Source organism: Wolbachia endosymbiont (group B) of Xanthorhoe designata (assembly GCF_964028585.1).
GTDB lineage: Bacteria > Pseudomonadota > Alphaproteobacteria > Rickettsiales > Anaplasmataceae > Wolbachia.
The window spans coordinates 619,468-644,058 of sequence record NZ_OZ034794.1 but is presented as its reverse complement, the minus strand read 5'-3'; the positions used below and the strand labels follow the sequence as shown (position 1 = coordinate 644,058).

General features: G+C 33.2%; 19 protein-coding genes, 1 tRNA gene and 2 pseudogenes. 10 read left to right on the top strand and 12 right to left on the bottom strand.

Annotated features, from left to right (window positions below; all coding sequences use genetic code 11):
- Nucleotides 1-42: 42 nt before the first annotated feature.
- From ABWU64_RS03040 to ABWU64_RS03030, 3 genes are read right to left on the bottom strand one after another with little or no spacing between them, the layout of a single operon-like run.
- Nucleotides 43-879 (bottom strand): hypothetical protein, encoded by an 837-nt coding sequence (locus ABWU64_RS03040; protein WP_353279845.1) that lies wholly within the window; start codon nucleotides 877-879, stop codon nucleotides 43-45.
- Nucleotides 840-4,064, bottom strand: a complete 3,225-nt coding sequence (locus ABWU64_RS03035) for an SET domain-containing protein-lysine N-methyltransferase (protein WP_353279844.1) — start codon at nucleotides 4,062-4,064, stop codon at nucleotides 840-842. The genes ABWU64_RS03040 and ABWU64_RS03035 overlap by 40 nt, the downstream gene beginning before the upstream one ends.
- Nucleotides 4,013-4,969 (bottom strand): hypothetical protein, encoded by a 957-nt coding sequence (locus ABWU64_RS03030; RefSeq protein WP_353279843.1) that lies wholly within the window; start codon nucleotides 4,967-4,969, stop codon nucleotides 4,013-4,015. Before ABWU64_RS03030 ends, ABWU64_RS03035 begins: the two co-directional genes overlap by 52 nt.
- Nucleotides 4,970-5,779: 810 nt before the next feature.
- Here ABWU64_RS03030 and ABWU64_RS03025 point away from each other — a divergent pair.
- On the top strand, nucleotides 5,780-6,454 hold the full coding sequence (locus ABWU64_RS03025; RefSeq protein WP_353279842.1) for a hypothetical protein: 675 nt from the start codon (nucleotides 5,780-5,782) through the stop codon (nucleotides 6,452-6,454).
- Here ABWU64_RS03025 and ABWU64_RS03020 read toward each other — a convergent pair.
- Complete coding sequence (locus ABWU64_RS03020; RefSeq protein ID WP_353279841.1) at nucleotides 6,432-6,728, bottom strand: hypothetical protein; 297 nt, start codon at nucleotides 6,726-6,728, stop codon at nucleotides 6,432-6,434. The two genes, ABWU64_RS03025 and ABWU64_RS03020, sit on opposite strands and share 23 nt — an antisense overlap.
- Nucleotides 6,729-7,154: 426 nt before the next feature.
- Between ABWU64_RS03020 and ABWU64_RS03015 the strand changes: the two genes are divergently transcribed.
- Nucleotides 7,155-7,931, top strand: coding sequence for an enoyl-ACP reductase (locus tag ABWU64_RS03015; RefSeq protein ID WP_015587693.1), 777 nt, complete (start codon nucleotides 7,155-7,157; stop codon nucleotides 7,929-7,931).
- A gap of 61 nt (nucleotides 7,932-7,992) precedes the next feature.
- Here ABWU64_RS03015 and ABWU64_RS03010 read toward each other — a convergent pair.
- Nucleotides 7,993-8,443: pseudogene (locus ABWU64_RS03010) on the bottom strand (DDE-type integrase/transposase/recombinase).
- Between the two features lie 141 nt (nucleotides 8,444-8,584).
- On the bottom strand, nucleotides 8,585-9,796 hold the full coding sequence (locus tag ABWU64_RS03005) for a hypothetical protein (RefSeq protein WP_341815911.1): 1,212 nt from the start codon (nucleotides 9,794-9,796) through the stop codon (nucleotides 8,585-8,587).
- 92 nt (nucleotides 9,797-9,888) lie between these two features.
- On the opposite strand from ABWU64_RS03005, the gene ychF reads away from it, so the two are divergent.
- Entirely contained in the window at nucleotides 9,889-10,983 is a 1,095-nt protein-coding gene (gene ychF, locus ABWU64_RS03000) for a redox-regulated ATPase YchF (protein WP_353279840.1), read from the top strand.
- Here the strand turns inward: ychF and ABWU64_RS02995 are convergent, their stop codons facing one another.
- Complete coding sequence (locus ABWU64_RS02995) at nucleotides 10,984-12,255, bottom strand: hypothetical protein (protein WP_353279839.1); 1,272 nt, start codon at nucleotides 12,253-12,255, stop codon at nucleotides 10,984-10,986.
- Nucleotides 12,256-12,646: 391 nt separating this feature from the next.
- Nucleotides 12,647-13,570 (bottom strand): class II fructose-bisphosphatase, encoded by a 924-nt coding sequence (glpX, locus tag ABWU64_RS02990; protein WP_015587689.1) that lies wholly within the window; start codon nucleotides 13,568-13,570, stop codon nucleotides 12,647-12,649.
- A gap of 118 nt (nucleotides 13,571-13,688) precedes the next feature.
- Here glpX and ABWU64_RS02985 point away from each other — a divergent pair, with 118 nt between their 5' ends.
- The gene (locus tag ABWU64_RS02985; RefSeq protein WP_353274282.1) at nucleotides 13,689-15,488 is read left to right on the top strand and encodes an ankyrin repeat domain-containing protein; all 1,800 of its coding nucleotides are present in this window, start codon (nucleotides 13,689-13,691) and stop codon (nucleotides 15,486-15,488) included.
- Between the two features lie 49 nt (nucleotides 15,489-15,537).
- On the opposite strand, the gene ABWU64_RS02980 is transcribed toward ABWU64_RS02985, so the two are convergent.
- A tRNA-Arg gene (locus ABWU64_RS02980) sits at nucleotides 15,538-15,611 on the bottom strand.
- Nucleotides 15,612-15,762: 151 nt separating this feature from the next.
- On the opposite strand from ABWU64_RS02980, the gene ABWU64_RS02975 reads away from it, so the two are divergent.
- From ABWU64_RS02975 to ABWU64_RS02950, 6 genes and pseudogenes are all read left to right on the top strand, one after another.
- Nucleotides 15,763-16,500, top strand: a complete 738-nt coding sequence (locus ABWU64_RS02975) for an ABC transporter ATP-binding protein (RefSeq protein ID WP_015587687.1) — start codon at nucleotides 15,763-15,765, stop codon at nucleotides 16,498-16,500.
- A gap of 140 nt (nucleotides 16,501-16,640) precedes the next feature.
- Nucleotides 16,641-16,808, top strand: coding sequence for a twin-arginine translocase TatA/TatE family subunit (locus ABWU64_RS02970; protein WP_006013840.1), 168 nt, complete (start codon nucleotides 16,641-16,643; stop codon nucleotides 16,806-16,808).
- A 133-nt stretch (nucleotides 16,809-16,941) separates the two neighbouring features.
- Nucleotides 16,942-17,595 carry an exopolysaccharide biosynthesis protein gene (locus tag ABWU64_RS02965; protein WP_353279838.1) on the top strand — a complete coding sequence of 218 codons (654 nt, stop codon included), beginning with the start codon at nucleotides 16,942-16,944 and terminating at the stop codon, nucleotides 17,593-17,595.
- A 114-nt stretch (nucleotides 17,596-17,709) separates the two neighbouring features.
- A complete protein-coding gene (locus tag ABWU64_RS02960) occupies nucleotides 17,710-18,366 on the top strand; it encodes an exopolysaccharide biosynthesis protein (RefSeq protein ID WP_341815904.1) in 657 nt (218 codons plus the stop codon).
- A pseudogene (gene cysS, locus ABWU64_RS02955) lies at nucleotides 18,359-19,752 on the top strand (cysteine--tRNA ligase). The gene ABWU64_RS02960 and the pseudogene cysS overlap by 8 nt, the downstream one beginning before the upstream one ends.
- Nucleotides 19,721-20,134, top strand: coding sequence for a DedA family protein (locus ABWU64_RS02950; protein WP_353279837.1), 414 nt, complete (start codon nucleotides 19,721-19,723; stop codon nucleotides 20,132-20,134). The pseudogene cysS and the gene ABWU64_RS02950 overlap by 32 nt, the downstream one beginning before the upstream one ends.
- A 30-nt stretch (nucleotides 20,135-20,164) precedes the next feature.
- Here the strand turns inward: ABWU64_RS02950 and ABWU64_RS02945 are convergent, their stop codons facing one another.
- The 3 genes from ABWU64_RS02945 to ABWU64_RS02935 all read right to left on the bottom strand — a co-directional run bounded on the left by ABWU64_RS02945 (nucleotide 20,165) and on the right by ABWU64_RS02935 (nucleotide 24,591).
- Entirely contained in the window at nucleotides 20,165-23,098 is a 2,934-nt protein-coding gene (locus tag ABWU64_RS02945) for an AsmA-like C-terminal domain-containing protein (RefSeq protein WP_353279836.1), read from the bottom strand.
- A complete protein-coding gene (gene rnhA, locus ABWU64_RS02940; RefSeq protein ID WP_353279835.1) occupies nucleotides 23,091-23,528 on the bottom strand; it encodes a ribonuclease HI in 438 nt (145 codons plus the stop codon). Before rnhA ends, ABWU64_RS02945 begins: the two co-directional genes overlap by 8 nt.
- A gap of 175 nt (nucleotides 23,529-23,703) precedes the next feature.
- Nucleotides 23,704-24,591, bottom strand: a complete 888-nt coding sequence (locus tag ABWU64_RS02935) for a heme o synthase (protein ID WP_341815901.1) — start codon at nucleotides 24,589-24,591, stop codon at nucleotides 23,704-23,706.

Here is a 24,591-nt window from a genome sequence, read left to right as displayed (position 1 = left end):
CAAAGTTGGTACCTCTTAAAACTTATTTAGAGGTTTAGCAGTTCATAAAAATAAAATATCACTCTCTCTTCCTTTTCCCTTCTGAGATAATGGCTGATGTAAAAGGCTTGATGGATCAGAAGGTCTCATTACATATAATAACTTTTTAAATTTTTGTTCGTCTTTTTGTTCATCAGGAAAATGTTTAGCCAGTAATCCTCTATCTACATTCGGCCCTTCTGGAGTATGTTCTGGACCCAGTCTTATATTCGGCTCTTCTGGAGTATGTTCTGTATCCAGTCTTATATCCTGCTCTTCTAAGCTTGGATGAGATAGTATTTCTTGATATTCTTGTCCTAATAATATCTCAATCTCCTTCTTTATATATTTGTTAAGATTTGTAAGCTTTCTCAAGTTGTTCAATTTCTCATCTCTGTTATTAACTAACGACCTTTCAAATGCTTTCTTATGATCAATGTATTTTCCTTTTAAACTCTCAAAATGTTCTTTTACAAATTTTATGGAAATATTCTTCAGCAACAGGTTTATTATTTTAATATATGCCTCCTCACCTAAGGTCAATACCATACTGAATACTCCTCTATCAATCATAAACTTTCTTGCAACTTTTCTCTGCCATTCGGGATTGAGTTTTCGATACAATCCTTGATATAATGAATAATCACCTCTATTAATAAGGTGATCAAATAGGTTATAACCAAAAGAGTCAGTAGTACACAGTATCCTAGATCTAAAAGATACGACCTGCTTCTTATTGCTATTTACTTGCTCTGCTCCTTCCAGATGATTAATCAGGAGGTCAAGGATTCTTTTTTTTGTTTCTAAACTAGTTTTGTTACTTAAAACTGTAAAAAACAATGCATTATTTCCAGTATGCAATGACTGACGGGTACAATCATCTTTTTTTCTAATAACAGTTTTATGGTATCTTCCTGTCCTAAATAACATGCGAACATTAAGGAAGTTATCTGTTGTTGCCTATCATATCTATCAAGACTCCATTTCTTATCCCTGAAAGTTACTGCATAGATTGGAACATCTAATCCTTCTAACGATAGTACTTTACTGCCTGACGCATATTCTTCTTGAGAATTATGTTTGTCATATATTTGTTTAAATAATTTAGTTACCACAAAATGCTTTGACCCACGATATCCTAAATCTCTAGTAATCTCCCTATCAAGATCAATAACACAATTATAATAAAAATCTTTTGCTCTATTATAACGTTGCGCAGGTGACTCGTAATTATCTGTATAATGCGGATAAATGGAAATGTAACCTAATTTACAAGAAAAATCTTGCACATGATCACAGAGCAGTTGATGACCAGGCAAAATTTCTCTACTTGTGCTCAAGGTAAGATGGGCATGCCTACCTATCCTCTTTGAAATACACCTAACATTAGAGTTGCTTGTTGATACATGATGCATGTAACTTGCCCAGTTACGTCCTTTTTCTGAAACAATTGATACTGTTGAATCGCGCTCCGGAACATGCTGGTTCACTTCCTTGTTATCCTCCATCCTTGTTCCTACGTAGGTCCCTAGGAAAGTTTTAGGTGCTATACTTTCGTTAGTCGCTAAAAATACCCCGTAACCCGTTCTGTCTACTAAGTAGGCAACCTTTGCAATCATAATCTGAGAATGATTTTTCTCTATATTAAATTCATAATTTAAGTCAAGCGCTCTGTGATCATACTGAACATAACTTTCAACACCCTCCTCGTACTTGACTTTTCCTTCTTTCTTACATTTTTCCTTAAATTGCGTCAAAGTATATTTCTCTGATTGATCTTCATCAATGAGTATATTATCGGTGATTAGACGACGGCTTTCCGAGGCTCCCGCAAGACCATCTCTTCCTATGCTTTTTAATAATTTCTCTCTGTTACTTAAGGGCATGTTACTCAAAAGATGGTCTAAGAACCAGGCTGAATGTAATAAATTTTTTAATCGATCTGATAACTGACCAACAGTAGAGGATATTTCTGATGGTAAATCCTGATCTGAACATTGCTGAATATACTTCAGCTTATCTAGTACCTTACCAATAGCCCTTACTAAGAAATTTGCTTCTGCTTTCTCTCCCGCCGATCTTGATATTTTACTTAATACCAACAATATATTACTAGAAGCAGAAATATCACTCTGAAAACTATTGATATTAGAAAGTAAGTTTATTATACTGCCAGTAAGTCCTTTGTCAACAGGAGTTTCTTTTTCTCGATAAACAAGATCGACAAGCATATCCAAACAAGTTATAATAAAAGAAATATGCAAACAATTTTTATCAGAGTAAATATCGTCTAACTCACAGTTACTAAGGCATCCAACTAAAGAATTAATTAATATATGTAGCTGACTTTTTGTTATCACTAAATTGCTATGAACCAATGCAGACAAGTTATATATCATATTTATAATATGCTTTATATCATGTTGTTCAGGAGCGAGTTTGATACTCTGATTTAGAAGATCAGAAGCAAAGCTCCTGTAAACATCAGCATTAAAAGTGACATGAGAAGAAATAGCTAATTCCTGGTTAGTTTTACATAACCTTACTAGCCCACTAAAGATAGAAACAATCTCCTGAAACTCAAAATCCTTGGAGAATTTTTTTCCACTTTCTATAAGCTTATCAGCAAGGTATTGGACATTTCTACTTGTTAATACCTCTACCGGCCATCTTGATAAGACTTTATAGATGCTAGCAATATTTTTACCAAAATTAAATAATGAATTGTCTCCTATCCTTTCAAGATTAAAGATAGAAGCTATATAACCATCGTCCACTTTTTCTTCCTGAGGACCAAACCAAAAACCACATAATTCCTTAAAACATTCTGGGGCTTCCACTCCTGTTTTAGATAAAACACTGCACACTTCAGCAAAACTTATTTTTTTATCCAATATATACTGTAGCTCTGGCTTTGGTTTACCTCTATCATCAAACAAAACATCATGAAATTTCTTGAATGCTTCTGCAATCCCTACTCCTGACCCCGATAGCGTGCTGGATATACTGCCAAAATCTATCTTACTATTCAATATATGCTGTAGCTCTGGTGTTGGGGTTCCTTCGGCATCAAATAAAACATTACTAAGCTCCTTAAATACTTCTGGAACCTGTTTTCCTTCTCCACTTAGTATATTTGATATATCATCTATAGTTATTCCATTATTTAACATAGCCTGCAGACTGGGTAGCGGAGTTCCCGCACTATCAAGCAAGGTGTTATATAAGCTATAAAAACATTCTTTAACATCGTATCCCGCTGCATGTAAGATAGCAGATATATTATCTGGATCCATTTGCTGAACCAACATATGTTGCAAATGTGTTGTTAGTTCACCATAACAATCAAAGAAATCATCATGCAATCTCTTAAACGCCTCTGCGATATTTGTTCCTGCATCAGCTAAAATACTGAAAAAATTATCCAGAGTTAGCTCACTATCTAGTATATGCTGTAGCTCTGGTGTTGATATGCCTTCAGCATAAAATAAAACATCATGCAATTTCTTAAATTCCAGTGCGGCATTTGCTCCCGCATTAGCTAAAACCTTTAACAGTGTGCTAAAACTTATCTTGCTATCTAATATATGCTGTAGCTCTGGCTTTAGTTTACCTCTATCATCAAACAAAACATCATGCAATTCCTTGAATGCTTCTATAGCCTTCCCTCCTGCTGTTCCAATCAGAGAGCACAAAAAGGAAAGAGTTACGTCTCCATCTATAAAATGCTGCAGCTTTGGTGTTGGATTTCCTTTAGCATCAAATAAAGAATCATGAAATTCTCTAAATGTCAATAAAAAATTTTTTCTTGATGCTTTGAGAATACGGAATAAACTAATTAGATTGAAATCTGATCTTAAAAAATGATCTAATTCTGGTGTTGGATTTCCTTCTCTAGTAAACAAAACATCATGGACACTATCGAATATTGCTTCAATTCTTAATACTGATCCATTTATAACAGTTAATACATTACTTAAAGTTAGCCCTTCATCTATAAAATGCTGTAGCTTTGGTGTTGGGTTTCCTTCAGTATCAAACAACATACGATATAATCTATTGTGAATACCTCTGCAGCATTTCTTCCTGCTCCATTTAGTATTACAGCTACATTAGAGACATTTAATCCGCAACTTAACATACACTGCAGCTTTGGTGTTGGGTTTCCTTCAGTATCAAACAAAACATCATATAATTTATGGAATGCCCGTACAGCCTCTTTTCCTGCTCCAAGTATCATCTGAGTTATATGACGGATACTTAACCCACTATTTAACATGTGCTGCAGCTTTGGTGTTGGGTTTCCTCTATCATCATATAGGATACCTATAAATTCTTGAAGTAATTCCGCAGAAAACGGCTCTTTTCCTTTCTTCTTAATAAGGACAATATCCTTCACAGCTATATTGCCATCTAGTATATGTTTTAGCAATGGTTTGTAATCTCCGTTATCATGAAACAAAATATCATAAAATGTGTTGAATACTCCTGCAGCATGTATTTCTGTCTGAAACAGAATAGCTTTTACATCATTCAAAGTTATCCCAGCATGTAACATGAGCTCTAGCTTTGGTGTATTTCTTCCTTCATTATCAAATAAAACGTTGTAAAGTTTCTCGAATGCTTCTGGAGCCCTTGCTCGTGCTTTACTCAGAATGGCAGATAGATTGGTTAGAGTTATCCCCAGATTTAACATATTGCGTAGTTCTGGTGTTGGGTTTCCCTGAAGATCGAACAACTTATCATGGAACTTCTCAACCACTTCTGCAGCATTACCTGTCAATGGATTAAGAATACCAGATATACTAGCTGTACATTTATTCTTAACAAAGGAGTCAAAGATAGCTTTTCCTTTTTCTGTATCCATGAATCTTAAGAGACGACCTTCATTGCCTTCACTAGTCAAGGCTTTCGCAAATTTAACTCTTTCCTGTAAATTGACACTTTCCATAGCTCTTACATAATACCGTTCTACTATTTTTGATACAACAAAATCACTATATAAACCCTTGATACACTCATTATTAACTAAACACTTATAGTCACAGCTAAATGAAAGAGGTATTAGAGAAATTTTCTTCTAATCTAAATTTAACCCCTCTCACGTAATACAAAGTAATAACTCTAGAAGATTATATCACTTTTAAAACTTTTCAATCACTATTTTAGGAAATTTTTTAGCTTGGAGTAGTTTTGGGAAAAAGGCTCTTAATAGGCTTAATATACAGTCTTTTGTTCACTTTTAAATTCTGTTTTTTATAAGTTTATCTTAATCCTTAATTGTTAAACGAATTACTATTAATTTAATATTATACATCGCTAATGAATTAAATAATATAACCATCTCCATCACTAAAAACCAGCTAGTGAGAGAAGAGTTTGTTTTGGGATGGCATGGTCTACCAAATGATACATACGAACTTTTTTATATAACGATTTTACTATACCGCAAAACTAGCTATACCAGCCTACTTCAACCACATTTACATACGAACTGATTTGCTTAGCTTTGTTGCAGCAATTTTGCGTTTTTACTTTAATAATACCATTTCTATTTAAGCTGTTCTCACAAAGGTACGTACCTTTTTGCGATTTTAGAAAAAGTAAATAAGTGAATTTTGCTTGATGCTAGAGAAGGGGATATTTTTGCTAAAAATTGTCTTTCAATCTACTTACATAGAATAGTCTTATGTTTCTATCATTTGACTTTCAATCTCAAAAAAGTTAATATTAGAAAATGAAATACGAGGGGTGTTCTTTTATGCCTAATTTAGCTAATACATTTGTTGATGACATTACACCTGCAATTTATGCATATAACCAAGAATTAAGTAGGATATCTTATAATCAGTTTGTGTTTGCATGTAAGCGGTGTTTATCGATATATTCTAAAGTAATAGATGATATTGAAGAAGAATATAACCATCTCAATAATGCAGTTAATACTGGGCAGACTATAGATGATATATTGAAAAGACTAGATCAGATCGCAACAGTACTTAATCAATTTAATGAATGTCAAATTGTTCATACTAGTACATCATTCATTCCTATTGTGCTGAAGTTAGAGAGAACCATGAAAAGTGATGTTGACACAAACGCTGAAAAACTGAAGCAAAACAAAAAAGAACTAGAATTATTAAAGGGTATAATTGCCAACCAAGAAGCTGGTATATTAATTCCTAAGATACAAGAATTAAATAATAGAGCAAAATTATTGCAAGATAATATAAGAAATTCTTGGATACAGGTAGTTATTACAAATGAAAATGTTGAAACACTAACTTTAGAACAAAAAAGTAGCATTCAAGGGAATAGCAAGCAGCTTACTAATCCAGATAACGAAGATGCAACCCCACTGTCAGAATTTGATGCCGAAAATCTTTATCTGCCACAAAGTGGTAAAATAATTATCATGATTCACCAACATCAATAACACCGCCTCCAATAATCAGGAAAGAAACTGAACAAAATGATACTAAAACTAATAAAAGACGGCTTAATAAGTCATGTAATAGAAGTACTACTATAACACAGAGTATGCAAGGGAGTAAGGTGCCTATTATAGCTATAACATTTATAGCCATAACATTAGCAACGATTACAATACCTGCTGCACTCATTGCACATTTCGTTTTCCAAGCTAGCTTATTAACAATAGGAATAATATCAGGGATTGGAGCTTGTTGTCTTATTTTTGCTGCAATCATATACTATTGTAATAAGCCTTCAAAGTCACTTGAGAATAGCAATGCTGAAGATGTAGTGAATCAAATAACAGTGTAAAATATAACTTAAGGGGTAAGAAATATAGCAGGAGAGTTGGCTTTGTTACCTATGAAAGGCCGGCTATACAAGCAACTTATTGAAGATCTTATTTTTTTCCAATCAATTTATCCAATTTAGTAAGAGTGTTAAATTTACGGTTCTGTCATATCTATAACTCCTATAATCCCAGCTTTAATGATCTTCTTTTCTATGGTTTATAAATGCGACAGAATCCTTAAAATATCTCTAATTGTAATTATAATGAGGTTGGAAATATGCGGAAGTAATTTTTATACGTTAGCTACAGTTAAAACATAATTGACTTTGCCTAGTTAATATTTCAAATTATAAAAAAGGCAAATAATTCTATGATATTGCAGGGCAAAAAAGGGTTAATAACCGGAATAATAAATAAGAGGTCAATAGCATATGGTATAGCAAAGACCCTCTCAGAACATGGAGCTGAGCTTGCAATTACTTATCAAAATGAAACAATAAAAGAGAAATTATTACCAATAGCAAGTGAATTAAATGTAGAGTTAATATTGCACTGTAATGTTTCAAATGAGGAAACTATAGATAATGCTTTTAAGGAAATAAAGGAGAAGTGGGGTGCTATTGATTTTTTGGTACATGCAATAGCATTCTCCGATAAAAATGAGCTAAATGGTAAATATGTCAATACTTCACTAAATAACTTTATTAATGCAATGCATATATCGTGCTATTCTTTTACTGCTTTAGCGCAAAGAGCGGAAAAAATGATGTTAAATGGCGGTAGTTTACTTACTTTATCTTACTATGGTGCTGAAAAAGTTATGCCAAATTATAATGTGATGGGTTTATGTAAAGCAGCACTTGAAGCAAGTGTAAAATATATAGCATGTGATCTCGGACCACAGAACATCAGAGTAAATGCAATTTCTGCTGGTCCAATCAGAACTTTGGCATCTTCTGGAATAAGTGACTTTCACTCCATATCGGAATGGAATAGAATTAATTCTCCACTTAGACGCAATGTTACAATAGAAGATGTTGGCAAGGCAGCACTATACTTATTAAGCGACCTGAGTAGCGGTACAACTGGAGAAATTTTACATGTTGATTCAGGGTATAATATTGTGGGAATGAAGATAGTAGACTAATAGGTTCTGTCGCATCTATAAACCATAGAAAAGAAGATCATTAAAGTTGGGATTATAGGAGTTATAGAGCCATTAACATAGCAAAATTCTCAAAAGTAGAAACATTGTCATTAGCTCCGATAATTTGTTTTTTCTGAATCATGCGAATATTTTCTATACCTGTAATAGTAATCTTTGCGGAGTGCTGCAGACTTGTCTCTACTAACACACAAGAGGAAGTCTACAGTATTACCAATAGTGCTCTATATAAATAAACCCATTTACCGTTTAATTTAATGTAGGTCTCTCCAATTACTACCAACCTGCTTCTTTCTTTTCCTTACTGCCTAATCTATCAGTGGTGATAAACCACTTTGTAACGTAGCATGGTCAATTTTTGCTCCCCTTATACTCATAATTTCTTCCAAATCTCGATAGCTCAAAGAGAATCGACATTTCATGTATACAGATAACATCGCTGAAAAGCTAAATCCTTTGAAATATGGCAATAATTTTTGATTGATACGAAACATCTTTGCTTTATTTTTAGACAATTATATCATTCTTCTTTCTACTTCCCTACAAATGCGACAGAACCGTTAAAAATGAGCATGGCTTTTATTATAGAATGCCCCCTATAGAAGTATATAGACTATGAAGACTTATCTTACAGGTTATGGTACGTGTTGTTGATAAAATGTTTTTTCTACATGTACTTTTTCCACACTGCACCTTCTTGATAAGACTGGCTCCTCAAGACATTTTATACGTTGTTGTACATCATTAATGCACTGCCCTATAACATCACCAATTTTTCCATCAGCATTTTTTGCCAATAACTCATCAAATCTCTTCTCAACTTTTGCTCTCTCAGAAATGTTTTTTGGAATATTACAATATTCTAAAATCTCATCTATCTGAAACCGTTTTGCTAATAGGAAGTCTTCTTGTTCTTGAATTTCCTTAGTCTTAGCTCTAGAGTAATGATTTCCTTCAAGATATATTGTTTCTCTCTCTTTACTACCCCATAACTCGTCATTTAATTTATAACTCTCACGATTCAATAACTCATTTAGTTGATCATTGTTTATCATTTCAGGGTTTATCATTTCAGGGTTTATCATTTCAGGATTTGGTTCAAACTTTTGTTGTTCCTCTCTACCATCTACTTCACAATGGACATTAATTTCAATATTAGCTAAAGAAGCTAATACCTGAACTTCTTCAATGAAAATAAAATAATTTGGTCTTTCTATTGCCTTAAGGTAAGCTTGGTAAAGTTTAGATTCATTAAGAAATGAGCGTGTAATAAATTCACTGTTATATTGGTCATCGTACTCATCTTCACTATGGTTATTAAGAGTCTCTGCATATTCTCTTAAATTAAGCATAGCTTGATCACACGGTATATTAAGTTTGCTAACAACTTTATTCACTAACCTCTTCACATTATCTTCAACATTTTCAATTTTCCTTTTTGTTTGCTCAACCAACTCCTTTATTTTATCAGACTCGCCAGTTAAATCTCCTGGCTTGTTCAAAAACATATTAAAAACTTTTTCTAGCTGACTCCTTAAAGAATCTGGCATATTGTGATCATCTAAAGACGTAAATTGACTTAAGAATTTGTGCCATTCCATTCTCATATCTTGTGCTCTTTCAGCTTTATATGGACCGGAGCTATTATCACCAAACACTGCATGGAAAAAGCAATTGCCATCACCTGTAGTACTATATTTAACTACTTGACTGCTAGAGAGTTTTTGCTCCACATCACTAACAGATCGTCCTATAACAGGATAAGGAGTTATTTCTTGTCCTGAATTTTTGAATCTTTTTAGACTTTGAACATCAGAAAAATCATTTGGTAATTTTCGTTTTCTCATATTTTTATCTTCACTTAAGCTAAGCAAGTAGATAATTAAAGTATAGCAAAAATTTTTAAATTATGCAATAATTATAGCTTTAAATAGCAAATATGAGCTTTAACTGTGGCATAGTTGGACTGCCAAACATAGGAAAATCAACCTTATTTAATGCGCTTACAGAATCAAGTGCAGCTGAAGCTGCAAATTATCCTTTCTGTACAATCGAGCCAAATGTTGGCAAAGTGCCAATACGAGATCAGCGTTTGAAACAAATCGCAGCGATTGCTCACTCAGAAAAGATAATCTACAATCAACTAGAAGTTGTCGATATTGCAGGCTTGGTTAAGGGTGCAAGCAAAGGTGAAGGACTAGGAAATAAATTTTTGAGTCATATCAGAGAAGTTGATGCCATTGTTCATCTGCTCAGATGCTTTACGGATGACGATATCAGCCATGTAAACAGTAAAATAGATCCAATATCAGATGCTGAAATAGTGGAAATGGAGTTAATTTTCGCTGACATTGATAGCATAGAAAAAAGGCTACCTCAACTTGAAAAAAAAGCAAAGCAAGGCGATAAAGAACTAAAGAAACAACTTGAGTTGACTCAGGAAGTTTTAGCTACTTTAAAACTTGGTAAACCTGCAAGAAGTTTGAGAACCATGGACGAAGCTGAAATGAAGTCACTTCAATTGCTGACAACAAAACCTGTTATGTACGTCTGTAATGTTGAAGATACTAATATCATAACTGGTAATGAACTATCTAAAAGGGTGGAAAAAATGGCGGAAGAAAATAAAAGTAAATTTTATTGCATTTCAGCAAAACTTGAAGCAGATATTGCAAATCTTGATAGTGAAGAGGAAAAACAGAATTTTTTATTAGAATTTGGCTTGCAAGAATCAGGACTTGATGGAGTAGCGCGTATTATGTATGAAGTGCTGAGTATGATAACTTTCTTTACTGTAGGGCCAAAAGAAGCACGGGCATGGCCAGTAAAGATAGGATCAACAGCTGATAAAGCAGCGGGTGCAATTCACACTGATTTTGAGAAAGGCTTTATAAAAGCAGAAACGATAAGTTTTGCAGATTATGTAAAACATGGAAGCGAATTAGCTTGCAAAGATGCAGGCAAAATTCGCTTCGAAGGCAGAGACTATATAGTGCAAGATGGTGATATAATGCACTTTAGGTTTAATCTGTAATTAACGATCATATGCCCTATACTCTGGGTTTGATTTTTCTTCTACAGATACCCCTTCTAGCCTAGTCTTAGGACGAGAAAGATACTTAAGATCATATCCTCCTCCTATACACCCTACTTCTAATTCTCCTGGTTTTAGCGAATCAAACGAAAAACTAACCGATGGTACAGGTACAGCAGCCTCAAGTGTTACAATCTCCTCCTTTTGCGATTGTATATTTTGCTCCAGATATCCTTCTAAAAATTCATGTAAAGCTTTATCTTCCATAATCACATCCTTATTTTGCCTAGCTAATTCTAAAATTTCCTCTACTTGAACATTTTCACCATTAATAGTTACCTGACCAATCTCAATGTCACTAGGATTTACATTTAAACTAATAAAGCAGTTAACAGAATTACCTTTCTCATCTTCTGCACTCCACCTAATTTTCATATTGCATGTTGCATCTTTTGCAAAGCGGTAATTTCTTTGTTGCTTATCATTCTTTTTAATCGTTACAATTAGTTTACCATCGCTGTATATTTTTGCTCTTTTTACCTCATTTTTATTTCTTTCCATCCTTTCAATTTTGTTAGTGAAAAGATGGCTTGTTTTTAAACTCTTTTCAGGTTTAATAATATTTACACTAAGATTATCATAATGATTAACTTCTTCATTTTCGCCTGACCAATAACGTCCATCAAAAAAGCCTACTAGACCATCTTCTTTTAGAAATTCTTTTGCATCATTCATCCCTTCTTCAATTCGAATAAGATATCTACCTAACCTATTTTCAAAATTCTTTTTCTGATCTTCATTAGTAAACTTCTTATCTAATATATTCATTATTTCTTTTTGCTGACTCAATATCGCATAGTTAAAAAGAAAAATATCCCTTTTTTTTCGATAATAATTTGCTATTTTATCAAGTGGATCTGCCGGCTGGCCGCTATTATAATTTACATAATCATTAGGGTCTTCACATTTATTATCCTTAAAATCGAATCTCAAATTTTTAAAATCTGATAATACTTCTTCTGCCCTACCTTTAAGAAACTGAAGTGTATTTTGGAGCTTTTCTCCATAACTCATTCCATCTTTAATCCTAGAATAAATATACTCACCCAATCTTTTTCTAAACTCTTCTTGTCTTTTGAGATCAGGAAGCTTATTATCTAATATATTGATTATCTCCTTTTGCTTGCTTAACACTACATAGTCAAAAAGGCCTCTCTCTTTTTTATACTTCTCTGCTATTTTGTTAAAACACTTACTATCATTATAATCCAATTTTTCGAAGTCTTGGAGCACGTTTTTTACATCATTCTCACTAAATTGAAGATTTGTTTGAAGAGATGGGTTAGTTATATTCTTTCCACTTTGATCATCAGGTAAAACACATTGAGAATTTATTTGAGTGGGTGGGATAGCTAAACTTTCTTTGCTTTTTAAAGAAGAATTATTATTTTTTTAGGCGGTGAGTTTTTCTCCTCAATACTAAAAACATTTAAAAAATTAAAAATGCGACCAAACATTTCACACCTCTTATACGTAAATAAGCTTAATTATAACTTAATGCCAAATGTTGTAAAGCTAAAATTAACATGTAAATTCATTATTTTAAGACAATTATAAGTATCTTCCTTCTATAAAAATTTTATAATCCGCATATGACAAATGTTTAAGATATTGATTTTGTTTGTATTTTTATTACTTTACCAGGCAATATTATTAATGAATTAGTCAGACAAATATCTTGGCCAAACTTTACTCCATCCACAAACTCTCCATTTGTTACTCCAGTTGCAATGAACACTGATTCACTTTTTGCCATGTCTTTCACGGTGTAGATTTTTTCTGGGTCAGTGATATTCAAATTTTTTGCTCTTTCTTTTAATTGATCCGTGTCAAATATTAATCTTCCTTCTATCTGCCCACCGATTGAGCTTAGCGCTGCTGCTGCAAGCACTCCTTCTGGAGCTCCTCCTGTACCGATATACATGTCGTGATTGCCATTTATTAGCGAAACTATGGCTGCAACATCACCATCATCTATTAATTTCACTTTTGCTCCTAGCTTCCTAATTTTTGCTATTAGTTCATCATGTCTTTCACGTTTAAGTACAATTACTATAAGATCACTTGCTTTACATCCTTTTGCCTTGGCTAAATTGTCCAGATTCTTCTCAATCCTATTTTTTAGTGAGACTACACCCTCTGGGAGATTTTTTCCCACTGCTATCTTTTCCATATAAACATCAGGTGCATGTAAAAAATTACCTTTTTTTGTTGCAGCAAGAACAGACATTGCCCCTTGTTTATAATGAGCGCAAATCGTAGTGCCCTCAAGTGGATCAACAGCGATGTCAATCTCAGGGCCACTTCCTGTGCCAACTTTTTCTCCGATATATAGCATCGGTGCTTCGTCCCTCTCCCCTTCCCCAATCACAATTGTACCATTTATTTCCATTGAGTTTAGCACCGTACGCATTGCATCAACTGCAACCTGATCGGCCTTTTTTTCATTACCAAGGCCTGCCAATTTATATGCAGCAAGTGCTGCAGCTTCGGTTACTTTCACTAACTTATAGGCTAAATCTTCCATCATTTACTCGAGAATCATAGATCAATATATATCATGCTATTTGAGACTGCAAGGTTCCTTGACTGACTTTGATGAAGTTGATATAATAAGCGTATAGCAACAATGGTAAGATTTGAATATGGTCGGTAATTTAACTTATGAAGATGTAAAGAAATTTGTAACTGATAATCCTAATATAGCTGCTCAGGAATTTGGTGAGAAGCTAAAACAAAGTGGGCTAACAGATGCAAAGATTTGTGATTTATTTATGGATATTCTCCGCTCAGGGAAAAGCAGTATTTTAAATGATTATGATACATTTCTAAAAATTGCTGAATTGCTTGCAAAGTCAAATATTAAAATTGATATTGGAGATACTACTTCTAAAACTGTATTGGATTACGCTGTGGTAGGTGGACAACCTAAGGTTATAAAGGTATTTTTGGATAGCGGTAAATTTGATCAAGAAAAAAAATTGAACGCTTTGTCTGCCGCCGTTAATGGAGGTAATGTTCAAGAATTTGAGATATTTTTAGATTACATAGATCATACGAAAATACTAGATGTTCTTAACACAGCTCCTTACAATGAGGGCAATGAAGTTATGAAGATACTCTTGAATAACAAGAGATTTACTGGAGAAGAGAAAGTTCAGGATCTGAGTAATGCCTCTATAGATGGCGACCTACCAAAAGTTAAGTTACTTTTAAAGTATATGACAGGTATACCAGAAGATGGTATAAGAAATCTTCTAAAAATAATTGAAGAAGGGAAATTACCACTCAGAAAACAACTTCAAATAGATTTTGAGTTTAAAGTCGACTTCAGCAATTCTGATCACAATAAATATCTCTCAAGCTGTGTAATAATTGCACTGCTTAGATCAGCATTAAGTAACACGCCTAATTTGGGAGGGAATAGAGCGGAGTCCAGCAGTAGTGGAGAAACTGCTGTGCTAAATAGCAATGACGTTAAAAAGTGGTATGCACGTATAGCGAGAACAATAAACTCAATCAGTTTTGAAGACTTACAAGGGGATTTAAATAAGCAAGAAACTAGTTTTCAAAGCAAGTGTGAACAAGGTACTGTGTTAGGAAACGCATTGCTAGAGCGTGCAATTCAAAATGAGAATTTCAATGTAATAAAATTTCTCTTAGAAAATAGAGTGACCGTTATTAATGCAATCAGTCAAGAAGACAGGTATTACGTTAGCAAAATTGAAGGAGACAAATCTATATTATGCTCTGTTGTCTCTTACACTGATGATGACGCTGAGATTCTGAGCATGTTACTGCAAAGTGTTAATGCAGAGCAATTAAAACTAGATCCTGAAAGTGAATTGTACAGATTATATCAACAGTTAAAGGATGATGCATTCTGCATTGCTTTTTCAAAAAAGAATTCTGTAGCAGCAGCAACATTGATACAAAATGATCGAGCAATAATTGTGCCGCATGGATCAGCAACAAATAAGGAACAAGAAACATCTCACATAGAAACAAATAGTGTATCCAATAGTAATAGAAATGTTATTAGTAGACCTGTAGCAATAGTGCCTCCAGTTAGTATTAGTGGTAATAATAATAAAAATGAAACGCCTATATCAACAAGGGCTGACCCAACTGTCACACCAAATAATGATAAGAAAGCTAACGGCTTTATAGATGCTCAATTTTCTCCACCACACAAAAAAGAAACTAAATACAAAGAAAGTTTCTACACCTCATTAAGGAGTGATGTTATTGGAGTTGTTATTACAGGATTGTTTGTTGCTACTGCTGTGATAGTTCCATCTGTAGCTGGTGCAGTAATTTGTGGTGTTGTAGCTGTCTTGGTTACAATAGTAACTGGATTACATGTAAAAAATTCTACATTGCCAAGTTATAGAGAGATGAAAGAAAATAAGGTTGAACCTGCAAAACTAATCAAAAGCGTTTAGAGCAATGTTGCAAATTTGTATTAGTTTCTTTCATTTTATTAAGATTAAGTGGGACTAGTGCGATTCGAACGCACGGCCTTCGGATTAGGAATCCAACGCTCTATCCTACTGAGCTATAGTCCCATGTCTTCTGCTATTTATGCAAAATTATAGCAAAAAGTCTCGCATTTTTCTAGGCACCCTGTACAATTAATTCACAATAATAAAAAATATTTCTGTATTTCTTGAATGTAATACTGTTATATTTAATAACACGATTCCAATTGAAAGATTAATGCTAGTTAACAATATTAGTTACTTTTATAGTAATCAAGATGGCTTTGCTTTAAACGATATAAACATTAAGGTAAAGAAAGGAAGTGTTGCCTGTTTACTAGGACATTCTGGTTGTGGCAAGTCAACAATTTTAAAATTAATTGCAGGAATAGAAAACCCAAAGTCTGGAACCATTTTCATAAATGATAGATTAGTTGCAAGTAACAAAGTATCAATTGCTATAGAGCATAGAAATATCGGATTGATTTTTCAGCATTCTGCATTATTTCCTCATAAAACAGTAATAGAAAATATAACTTTTGCTATTTGCAGTACTTCTAAGAAAGAAAAATACCTTACTGCATTGGAAATCTTGAAGCTATTTAATATAGAAAAATATGAAAACATGTACCCTCATGCTTTATCAGGAGGACAGCAACAATTAGTTGCAATAGCAAGAGTAATGGCGCAAAATCCTGATGTTGTTTTGCTCGATGAACCATTTTCTAATTTAGATGTACTGCTCAAATACCGAATAAGGCACCATATATTGTCACTTTTTAGAAGTAAAAATATTCCTGTACTCATGGTAACTCATGACCCACAAGAAGCGTTGAAAGTTGCAGATTTTATTTACGTGATGAAAAATGGTAAAATTATTCAATCAGGAGTTCCTAGTTACATATACCACAGACCTAAAGATGATACGTTAGCAAAATTTTTTAGTGAGCTTCCTTTTACTCTACAGCTAAACTAAACTTAATGTTAGGCTAAAACTATTATAAGATAATTAAAAAGTCTTGATTTATAATTCAATAAAAGTGATATAATTTATGTATCACTTGGCTTCAGTCAAGTTTTAATACCTAAAAGTTAATATTTTCAACGGAGGTACAAATGAGTTTAGGTCCATGGCAGCTATTTCTAGTCTTAATAATAATCTTAGTTCTGTTTGGTGCAGGTAGGTTACCACAAGTTATGGGTGATTTAGGCAAAGGCATTAAAAACCTTAAACAAGAACTTAAGGATTCAGAGAAACTATCATCTAATGAACCAGATCGTTAGCTTCCTTATGTTTCGTGACACGCACTTTAGTGCGTGTCATTTGTTTAAACAAGGCTAAAGAATTGAAGAGGTATGATTGAAGTACAGTAATAATTATGTTAGTTAGAAGTTATATTGTTATTAAAGGGTAATTGTGGAAAAAAGTGTGAAATTGACTGAAGATAAAAAATTGGCCTCTGATATTCTAAAAGAGGTTGCAGATACTAATAATAACGATAATGATAAAGTAACATTATTTGATATTAAAACAGCTTTACATGAGCGTGGTTTTGGTATTTTAATGATTATCTTCTCCTTACCACTATCAGTACCTATACCTGTTCCACCTGGCTATACAACCATTCTTTCTATACCTTTAATCTTATTTTCACTGCAGCTTCTATTTGGGTTTGATTCTCCTTGGATGCCTAATTGGCTAGAAAGGAAATCTTTTCAACGTTCAACACTAGCTCTCGTGGTAGAGAAGACTTCACCTATATTAAAAAAAATAGAAAAATTCATGAAACCAAGAATGTCTTTCATTTTTCGTGGTCCGGGTGAAAAGATTCTAGCTTTTATGATGTTGCTTTGTGCAATAATAATAGCTCTTCCATTACCTTTTACTCACTTCCTTCCTGCAATTGGTATAACTCTTATTTCACTCGGCATTATGGGTAAAGATGGATTTTTATCTACGTTGGGAGTGTTATTTTCATTCTGCGCGTTATTGGTTACCCTTATTGTAATAGTTAAAGGACCAAAACTTATAGCCGGAACACTTTCTCTTCTTAAAAGCCTTATAACTTAAAAGCTTTAAAACACTTTAATAAAAGAATGAAGTACAGCATGAAATGAATAATCTATATTGAAATATAGCAATAACTATGTTAGTTAGAAGTTATATTGTTATTAAAGGGTAATTGTGGAAAAAAGTGTGAAATTGACTGAAGATAAAAAATTGGCCTCTGATATTCTAAAAGAGGTTGCAGATACTAATAATAACGATAATGATAAAGTAACATTATTTGATATTAAAACAGCTTTACATGAGCGTGGTTTTGGTATTTTAATGATTATCTTCTCCTTACCACTATCAGTACCTATACCTGTTCCACCTGGCTATACAACCATTCTTTCTATACCTTTAATCTTATTTTCACTGCAGCTTCTATTTGGGTTTGATTCTCCTTGGATGCCTAATTGGCTAGAAAGGAAATCTTTTCAACGTTCAACACTAGCTCTCGTGGTAGAGAAGACTTCACCTACATTAAAAAAAATAGAAAAGTTCATGAAACCAAGAATGTCTTTCATTTTTCGTGGTCCTGGTGAAAATATTTTAGCATTTATAATGCTGCTTTGTGCATTATCGATAGCAATCCCACTTCCTTTAACTAACTTCATTCCTGCAATTGGTACAACTCTCATTTCACTGGGTATCATGAGCAAAGATGGATTTCTCTCTATAATGGGAGTATTAGTATCATTGTGCGGGTTATTACTTACCCTTATTGTAATAGTTAAAGGGCCACAGCTTATACTTGGAGCATTTTTTTTTCTAAAAAGTTTTGTATATGGTTAGGCTTTACAACACTTTAACAAAAAAAAAGAGTCCTTTACACCGATCGATAAAGATCATGTAAAAATGTACGTTTGTGGGCCAACAGTATATGATACAGCACATATAGGTAATGCACGTTCTATTGTTGTTTACGATGTATTATTTCGACTGCTTAAATTTTGTTATGGCAAAGTTACTTATGTGCGTAATATAACCGACATCGATGACAAGATAATCAACGCAGCAAATGAGAAAAATAGTAATATAGAAAGCATTAGCAAATATTACACTAAAACTTTTCATGAAGACATGGAAAGCATAAATTGTGCAGAACCAACATATGAACCAAAAGCAACGGAAAACATAGATAACATTATCAAGTTAATTGAGTCTTTGCTGCAAGCTGGTCATGCTTATGAATCCAATAAACATGTATATTTTAGTGTAGAATCTTACCCTGAATACGGCGTTTTATCAGGAAAAAAAATTGATGAATTAAACTACGGTAGTAGAGTTGAAGTTGGTGAAAATAAAAAACACCCAGGAGACTTCGTACTTTGGAAACCTGCAAACGAAACTGACTATAAACTTTCAAGTCACTGGAATAGTCCATGGGGAGAGGGAAGACCAGGGTGGCATATAGAATGTTCAGCAATGTCATATGCTTACCTTGGCAAAGATTTTGACATTCACGGTGGCGGTATAGACTTGCAATTTCCTCATCATGAGAATGAAATTGCGCAGAGTAAATCTGCATTTGCTGGGTCAACGTTTGCAAAATATTGGATACACAACGGTTTTCTTACGGTAAATGAAGAGAAAATGAGCAAATCCTTATTTAATATAGTCAAAGTAAGGGATTTGCTAGATAGTGGAGTCAGAGGTGAAGTAATACGTTATGCACTGCTCAAAACTCACTATAGAAAACCACTTGATTGGACAGAAAATGTTATCTCTGAGTCGCAAGAAACTTTAAACAAGTTTTATCGGTTATTACGTATTACATGTATTGAGGAAAGTGATGCAGAAGTCTCTAAAGATTTTATAGACGCTTTGAAAAACGATTTAAACATTCCTGAAGCTGTAGCCATATTGCATGAAATGGCTACAGAAATCAATAAGACAAGTAATGAATATGAGAAGCTCAAATTAACTAAGAACTTTGTTAAAAGCGCAAGGTTCATTGGTCTTCTTGAGTCAAGTTATCAAGAGTGGTTTGCAAGTGATGTAAGTCATCAAGAAATAGAAAGGTTGATAGACTTAAGAAAAGTAGCAAAACAAAATAAAGATTATGATACTGCAGACAAAATAAGAGAGCAATTGAAACAAATGGGGGTTACAATTTCTGACAACGAAGATGGTACAACAACTTGGTATGGAAAATTATCTCCTATTGTTTATAGATAGCCTAGTATCATCGCTTATCTTACCCATGCATCAAGGCTTTGTGCTTTACACTATGTTATGCTTTAGGTCACATTACAATCCACTACTTATATTACTTTTTGGAGTATCGGGATCCAGTCTTGGTGGAATAGCTAACTGGTATTTAGGTGGAATAACAATTTTTATCAGAAAATCACATCACAAATTAGAAAATGAAGACAAAACACCAAAAATTGTAAGGCACCTACTGATTTGTGCAGTTGCATTGCTTTCGTGGGTACCAGCACTTGGAAGTGTGACTCAGATTTTATCCGGTTACTTCAAGTTAAACCTTTATATTCTTGTTCCCTTAATTATTTTATCTAACTTTCTCTGTTTATTGTATCTAACGCTTACCATCTAGCTAAACATTAATAAACAACTTTCCTTTCGGTCATATCGAGTTAAATTTCTTCTTCAAACTATCTTTTAAAATGCTTTTATTAGTTTTTGTCATAATACGATCAAATACTCCTAATAACCTCTTAAGTAAGCTTGGGGTTAGCGAAGAGATAGGATTAACAGATACGTTATTGCTCTTATCATCACCATTTGCTTTGTAGTCTATCGAAATAATCCCCCCACTCTTCCCACCAGTCAGAAGTTTTCCGATTATAGGAATTTTCAACAAAGATTTATTAATTGAGTATGCTGGTATTACTTGTCCTTCAACTTGGAATTTATAATCCTTAATATCGAGCCTACCACTAGTGCTAATTCCCAATTCTGCTCCTTCAAGCCAAGTCTCTTCAATTTCAACAGTGCCATCTTTATATGAAAAAGGTGCATTACACTTATAAAAATGTACACCTTCGTTCTTTATAGCATTTACAATACCAGGCAGTGAAGACATTGATAATAAAGTGGTAAGCAGCGGAGCATCTTTGATATAGAAATTGCTGATAGATAACATACCATAATGTTCTCCATTTTCTCTCTTAGAAGATAGATAAAGAGATAATTTACCATTTTTAACTGATTTACCAATACCTAAAGAACGCAAAAGCATACCTGAATTATCCGCGTATATTTCAAGCCCTATTTCACTATGTTCTGCTAGTATATTACTGTTATCTTCTAAAAACTGTCCTGTGAATTGACTTCCACTACAATTACCTTTAGCACAAGTTACATTTAGCTTAGCATCTTTTATGATAATTCCTTCTTTCATAATTATATTATCAACATTCATAGTAATTTCTATTTTGTTATTTAATCGATTACTATCTTTGCCAAGTAAACCTAACACATCACTTAAGTTGATTTTCTCACCGTGAATAGTTATGGCATTTTTCTCCTTACCTGATTCAATTTCTATACTAAAATTATTATCAGGTAATTTAAAGTTGCTAGAATTTAAATATAGATTTCCATTTTCTACTCTTCCGCTAAATTTTATGTCTAGATCATTTCCTACAACATCTAGTTTATCTATTAGTAACTTACCTACTCCTTTTAGCCTTGTAGAAAATAAAACTTCATTGTGATCTTCAAAATGGTTTTTCCACCCTAAGTAGCTTGAACGCAACTCGAGCTCTGATAAATCTATATTACCATTAACATACCCTGTTTTGTCTTGATACATTACTGACTCTATATTTGCATTGATATAGCCATCACCGAAATTAAGTATTTGAGCAGGCAAATCTCCAGTCAAACTCCAGGCAAAATTTTCATTTTTATTGCTACTTTTGAGGTCAAATAGCAGCTGTGTATTATTTACCATACCACTGCCATTTAAATCAATAAAATCTCCGCCGAAATTAAGCTTAATCTCATATTTACCAAGACTGCCATTATACGCGACAAAATTATCAATTTCAGAATAAAATTTGGCTAAAAAATCTACTTTTTTATCATCAGCATTTAAATTAAAAATGCGAAAACTGAATACAGATTTTGCTATTCCACCTATACTGTCCCTTGTAATCTTCATCATATCATCCAGCTTAAATTTTATAGGTTCATATAACCCATAAGCATCACTTACAGCCTGACCATTAATTGTGAGAACAGAATCCTCTTTATTGAGAGATTGCATCTCAATTTCGCCACCATCAATATTGAAATTCTGGAACTTAGCGCTATTTACAATAATTTTGAGATTGTTATCTTTGAGAATTAACTCACCACTCAAGTTCTCTACTCGTTCAAAATCCTCATCAAATTGAACGCTGCCATTTTCTATATCAGCAACAATTACAATACCTGACAGATCATCATTTATTAAACTATCGATTTTACCGTTAAAACTTATAATTGTATTTATAATATTCCCATCAATATTATTACAATACCACTTTCTAAATTCATTGTTCACTAGACCATCTGATACATAAGTACATACATCTTTTGCAACAAGTTTACTAATATTAACTCTAAGCAAAGCATGATTTGTGCCAAAGTTCATTTTGCCAATCAAAGAAAGGTAAGTATCATTTAACTTAAAATGAAAGTTTTTTACGCTAATGATTTCATCACTATATGTCAAATTTACATTTACATTAGTCAAGGCTAAATTTTTACCTGAGTGACTCTCTGTATTTAACACGTATATGTTTCCGTCCACAACTTCATCCTTTCCATTAATTCTAATTGAAAAGTTTCCTTTGAATCCTATTTCTTTGTCCAAATTGTAACTTTTAACTAGTGTGGAAAATTCGTTAAATAGCCCCAACTTTAGGTTATAGAATGTTCCATAGAAATTTAGTAAATTATTACGGTTTTTTATCGTAATGGATAAATCATCTAGAAACCCCTTACCTTCTTTTGTATGGACACGAATATCCAAAACATTGAAATCTTCCCCCTTCCTTACATATACTTTATCAATAAAAAATTCACCTTCCATGCTTTTATTGATAGCAATGTTAGTAATTTTAATCCTTGAGTCTGCATTGAAGTAGAAAAAAAATTTTCTTATTGTCTTTAGCAGATTTTTTGTACTACTCATCTTCTCTGTCATTACAGATGTTATCTCTTTGCTCTCCTCCCTCTTGATATATATGTGTACATTATCAGCCAAAACCTGAGAGAACTTTTTGGAACTTAACTTAAAGTGTACGAAAAGCTCAGGAACTTCTATTGTAAAATCAGGATTTGTTATTTTTAAATCTGTAATGACTAGCTTGCCATCTTGATGCCAAATAACCGAAGTACTCTCCATGCTGACATCCGAATTGGCGAATATTTTTGATATTTTTTTCTTTATGTAGAAATTAATATAACTAATATTGATTTCTAGAGGTCCCTCACCTTTAAAAAAGATAAAGAAGCAGGATATAAATAATAAAATTATAGAAAATGATATAGTAATTTTTTTAAGCATCGATTATTGCTTTTTTTGCTAGACTATCAGCTTCCTCATTGTGTTTGTCGCCATTATGCGCTTTCACCCAATTCCAATTAATTTCGTGTTGCAAAGCAGCATTATCTAATTCTTTCCATAACTCTATATTTTTTACTGACTTCTTATTACTTGTCTTCCAACCATTCATTTTCCACTTATTTATCCATTCTGTTATACCATGCTTAACATAAAGACTATCCGTATATAAATTGACATTACAAGGAATTTTTAATACCTTCAGTCCATTGATCACTGCTGTTAACTCCATTTTATTATTTGTAGTATTTTCTTCTCTACCAAAAATATTCTTTCTATGATTTTGAAATAATATGATCGCTGCCCACCCCCCTAAACCAGGGTTACCAAGGCATGCTCCATCTGTGTATATTGTCACTTCCTTTTTATTCATCTTTACTGTAGTGAATGAATTAAAGTATACCGTTACTTCTATGAAAATACTATTTTTATAGATATAGAGGCAATTTAAGCCACACCTTTAAATTTTATTATGGAAACAAAAAAAAGTGCTGCAACGAGTATTATTAGAAGAGAAAGTAAAAGATAGTTTTTATGCTCTTTCATAGTCAAAACAAGTCAATAGAACAAAAAATAATACTAGCAAACAGAGAAAATAGATAAGAAATTGAGTAAGAAAACATTTTTTTCTGCGAGCTATAACTCTTAAGCCTTATAACGGATGCGGCAAACCAAATAAAAACACAACCTTCAATAATTGCCATGCTGAGGTAAAATAGAGCTTTTTTCAAAAATAATGCTGGAAGTAAACTAGTTAACACTAGTAACACGCTATAGATTAGTATGTATCTCCTCGTTTTTTCTGAGCCATAAACGATATTGAACATTGGAATCGATGCTTTTGTATAATCTTCAGATCTGTTTAAAGATAGAGCCCAAAAATGTGGTGGAGTCCACATAAAAATTATTAAAAATAGAATACAACTTTCCCAGCTTACAGAGTCAGTTACAACTGCCCAGCCAATCATTGGAGGAAAAGCACCCGCTGCACCACCAATAACAATATTCTGCGGAGTACGCCTTTTGAGCCAAATTGTATACACAAAAACATAAAATAATATGCTAATTGCAAGCAAAGCAGCAGAAACATAGTTCACTGCTATTGCCATGATAAATACTGATAATATTCCAAGAGTTATGCCAAACTCAAGCGCGCTTTCTGCAGGAACTCTACCTGAAGGTATAGGGCGGTTTTTTGTTCTCTCCATAAGCAAGTCTATATCTCTGTCATACCACATATTTATCGCACCTGCAGATCCTGAGCCAAGGGCAATGCATATCAGAGATATTAGTATAAGAAAAGGATGAATGCTACCTGGTGCAGCAACCATTCCAGCAACTGCAGTAAACACTACAAGGTACATTATCCTTGGCTTTAGCAAATGCCAAAAATCCAGTATTGTTGATTCAACATTTAGCAAAATACTTGTGTACAT